This is a genomic window from Cupriavidus phytohabitans, from assembly GCF_000426345.1.
Taxonomy (GTDB): domain Bacteria; phylum Pseudomonadota; class Gammaproteobacteria; order Burkholderiales; family Burkholderiaceae; genus Cupriavidus.
Genome location: NZ_AUFE01000253.1, coordinates 1 through 1,123, shown reverse-complemented (window position 1 = coordinate 1,123; position 1,123 = coordinate 1). Strand labels below are relative to the sequence as shown.

Below are 1,123 nucleotides of genomic sequence, written 5' to 3'. Positions count from 1 at the left end.
CAAAGAGAACGGCGGCGACCCATTCGAGGCGATCGAAGCTGTGATGCCTTGGCACGTTTTCACGAAGAGCGTCTCGGAGGCAGAACAGCTTGCGCAGCCAGAAACCTTCGATTTCCTGCATCTGGTTGGCGACTACTTCTCCACGCTGCGTCGCTATGTACCGGAGTTCCTCGACATATTGAAACTGCGTGCAGCGCCGGCAGCCAAGGACTTACTGGCGGCAATCGAAACGATCCGGACAATGAACGCCAACGACGCCCGTAAGGTCCCGGCCGACGCACCGACCTCCTTTATCAAGAAACGTTGGGAGCCTCTGGTACAGACCAAGAACGGCATCGACCGACGGTTCTATGAAATGTGCGCACTGTCCGAACTGAGGAACCGCCTGCGTTCCGGTGATATCTGGGTTGAAGGATCGCGGCAATTCAAGGACTTCGAGGAATATCTGCTGCCGACCGAAAAGTTCGGTGCGCTTAGGGAGAACCGCTTGCTGCCACTGACGGTAACTACCGATTGCGACCGTTTCCTGGAAGAGCGGCGCCGGCTACTGGAAATGAAGCTGACCACCGTTAACCGGCTTGCCGCCGCAAAAAAGCTGCCGGATGCGATCATCACTGAGTCTGGCTTGAAGATCTCGCCGCTCGACGCCTCTGTCCCGATGGAGGCACAGACATTGATCGACCAGACGTCCCTCATGCTGCCACGCGTCAAGATTACCGAACTCCTGATGGAGGTGGATGCATGGACCGGATTCACTCACCATTTCACGCACCTGAAAACCGACGAGCCAGCCTCCGATAAAACGTTGCTGTTGACGACGATTCTTGCCGATGCCATCAATCTCGGACTGACCAAGATGGCAGAATCCTGTCCCGGTACCACGTATGCCAAGCTGGCGTGGCTGCAAGCCTGGCATATCCGGGACGACACATATTCGCAAAGCTTGGCAGAGCTGATCAACGCGCAGTCGGCGCATTCATTTGCCGCGCATTGGGGTGATGGCACGACCTCGTCCTCAGACGGTCAGCGTTTCAAGGCCGGCGGGCGGGCCGAGAGCACTGGCCACGTCAACCCGAAGTATGGCTCGGAGCCCGGCCGGATGATCTACACCCATATCTCGGAC

At 57.6% G+C, this 1,123-nt stretch carries 1 protein-coding gene; it reads left to right on the top strand.

The genetic code is table 11. The annotated features are described in order from the left end of the window. On the top strand, positions 1-1,123 hold a 1,123-nt coding region (locus tag K309_RS0135125; protein WP_029050505.1), incomplete at both ends, for a Tn3 family transposase.